This is a genomic window from Ruegeria sp. CDSA021 (genome assembly GCF_059612325.1).
Window position 1 is genome coordinate 1 of record NZ_JBXWQJ010000045.1, and the last position, 2,889, is coordinate 2,889.

At 53.0% G+C, this 2,889-nt stretch carries 2 protein-coding genes and 1 pseudogene; 1 reads left to right on the forward strand and 2 read right to left on the reverse strand.

Going from position 1 to position 2,889, the window contains the following annotated elements:
• A pseudogene (locus AC2FLD_RS22355) lies at window positions 1-257 on the reverse strand (metal-dependent hydrolase family protein); the annotation flags it as partial.
• 182 nt (window positions 258-439) lie between these two features.
• Window positions 440-1,831: a metal-dependent hydrolase family protein gene (locus AC2FLD_RS22360; protein WP_496674507.1), complete on the reverse strand. Its 1,392-nt coding sequence runs from the start codon at window positions 1,829-1,831 to the stop codon at window positions 440-442.
• Between the two features lie 180 nt (window positions 1,832-2,011).
• On the opposite strand from AC2FLD_RS22360, the gene AC2FLD_RS22365 reads away from it, so the two are divergent.
• Entirely contained in the window at window positions 2,012-2,845 is an 834-nt protein-coding gene (locus AC2FLD_RS22365) for an AraC family transcriptional regulator ligand-binding domain-containing protein (RefSeq protein WP_496674504.1), read from the forward strand.
• Window positions 2,846-2,889: the final 44 nt, after the last annotated feature.

A 2,889-nucleotide genomic window follows, 5' to 3' on the forward strand; every position in this document is an offset into this window, starting at 1 on the left:
AAGCCGCGCAACAGCATCTTTTCCGCCTCGATCGTGGAAACGGCGCCCCAGTACATCCAATCAAAATTGTCCCTGAGATCCGCAACCGGCTCCGTGATCGCCATGTGCACATGCGCATCAATCAACCCCGGCATCAATGTGCGACCACCTCCATCCACAACCGTCGCGCCAGGCGCGTCGATTGCCTCGGTGGACACTTCTTTGATCAAGTTGCCTTCAACCAGAACGCTGGCGTTCTCGATCCGCGCCTCGTTCACTCCGTCAAAAACATGGACGTTGGTGAACAGGGTTTGCGGCAGGGTATCCTGTGCAAATGCGGCAGTGGCCGTGCAAAAAACCAGGCTCGCGACGGCAGCCGTCTTTGTCGAAATACTTATGTCCTTCTCTCCCTTAAAATTTAGTGCGCGGGGCGCCGAGGTAAGTTCACCCCACGCGACACTCAGTCGAGTGTGTTCTTGTAGATCACGCCATCTTTCATGATGATCTTCAGATTGGTGTCGGGATCGGATAGCAGCAGGATGTCCTCCAGCGGGTTCCCATCGACCAATAGAAGATCGGCGTATGCACCCTCTTCGACCACACCCAGCGGGCCGTCCTGATAAGGATTGTTCAAACCTGTAAGACGGTTCATGCGCGCGCCGTTTGACGTTGCGATGCGCAAAATGTCGTAGGGTGTGAAATTCGCTTCAAGCAGGTATTTGAACTCGTCGTTCATCTTCTTGTCCTGCTCTAGCGTTTGGTCCCAGTTGTTGATGAGGTCAGTGCCCAGGGTATAGAGGTCGATCATGCCTGGCGTGGTTTGAATTACTTCAATCATGTTGGCCGCGGCATCCCGCACCGTCTTCCACTTCGCAAACGACGCTGGTGTGTAAAATGCTTCGGCCTGTTCGGTGGAGACCGAGTAGACCGGAGCCACGGCGGTCGCAAACATGATCTGTTTTTGAACCATGACCTCGGCCACTTCTGGAGTCAGAAACGGGATGTGTTCGACGGTCTTCGCGCCATTGTCGATACAGTTTCGGATCGCCTGTTCAGTGAACACATGGCAGGTTACATAAGTGCCCCACTGTTCGGCGGTTTTGACTGCCATCTGGATTTCATCGGCTTGGTACTGAAGCGAATGCAGGGGGTCGAACTCGGACGTAACACCGCCGCTGACCATAATTTTGATCTGGGTTGCCCCGCGGCGTAGGTTCTCGCGTACAGCCATCCGGATCTGATCCGGCCCATCGGCTATAAAGCTCATTTCACTTTCGACCCAATGTGATGGTCCTTGCCCAGACAGTGTGGGATGCCGGTCGTTCAGTTTACGAAAGTCCGCGTGCCCGGATGTCTGGGTGATGAAGGCTTCAGAGGAGTAAATGCGCGGCCCGGGAAACATGCCGGAATCTATAATGCGAGCGATGGATTTTGCTGGTCCGCCTAAGTCCCGGACAGTGGTGAACCCATTCATCAGGATGCGTTCAGACCGAATTGTCGCGACGCCGCCAAGATGAAATGGAGTGATGTTCTGGCGCAACCCGTCGCTGAGCGGATTGAAGACGGTAAGATGCACGTGTTGATCATGCATTCCGGGCATCAGTGTGCGCCCACCGCCGTCGATGATTTGCGCATTGGCGACGACAAGCGGCTCAGTCGAGACCTCGGCGATCAGGTTATCGACGACCAAAACATTTGCGTTCTCGATCCGCGTCTCGTTCACTCCGTCAAAGACATGAACATTTGTGAAAAGGATCGGGAAACTTTCTTCCTGTGAAGCGGCATGAGTTGGAAACAGATGGCTCGCAGCCAGTACTGCGGGCACAAGTATGCGCATCAGACATCCGTTCATCAGGGCTCCTATCAACAAGAATCGCAAAAGGTACATTTAGGAATCATTATAGAATTCGAATAACTTGATGCCTGACATATTTCCGATTCGAGAAAAATAGTTTTGGGAAACTGCAAGGTTTCATAATTTTATTGTGGGAATTTCTTACACTCGGGAATATTGCGAATTTCTGGAGAAGAGATGACAAGAAGACTTGGTAATAACACGGATCAGTCGCTGCCACTCGTCAGGGCTTCAGTTGCGGGCCCGGTTGTCGCAGCGCTTCGCAGCGTGGGGGTCGAACCCGCGTTTGTTCTTGATCCTCTGGGGTTGAACGAAGCGCAGGTACTGGACCCGAAGAATTTCCTGCGCCACGATACCGTCTACCAGATCTATCAGGCCGTGGCAGAAGCCACTTCACCGGATTTTTGCGCACGGGTCGGGCAATCCGTTGACCTTGTCAAATTTCTCCCGCTCGGCGATATGCTGGCAGAAGCCCTTACATTGGGAGACTTCTTTACCAGATTCACACAAGCGGTTTCCAAGGAATCCAATGCCGTTACGCAATCCCTCTTTGTCGAAGGAGAGCACGCATATTTCAGTGCTAAAAGGAACTTCCAAATTTCGGTTTCTCCCAGCCAAACCGATGCGTTTCTGACAAGTATATGGATATCCCTGTTGCACCGTGTCCTGGATTTCAGGTGGGATCCCAACCAGGTCATTCTTCGCGTCAGTGACCCGGATGCGCTGCCCGGTCAGTTTCACGGCGTTCGGGCAATCAAGTGCAATCCTCAAGGTTTTTCGATCAGGTTTCCCTCCAGCTGGTTAAGTTACAGATTACGACCAGAGGCACTGGAGAATCCGCCAAACTACAGGGTCATGGATGAGGATCTGGCGGCCCCGCAGGACTTCCTTGCGGGGTTGGAAGGTCTGATCAGGGTCCATCTTGGGGATCCAGGTTTTGGTGTGGATGAACTGGCAACCTTATGCGGTTTTCATCAGGTGTCTGACGTCAGCGCCCATGGGACAGTTTAGGTCGATTTGATAAGAGAGGGTTTCTGGCTCATCGTAACTGCCAA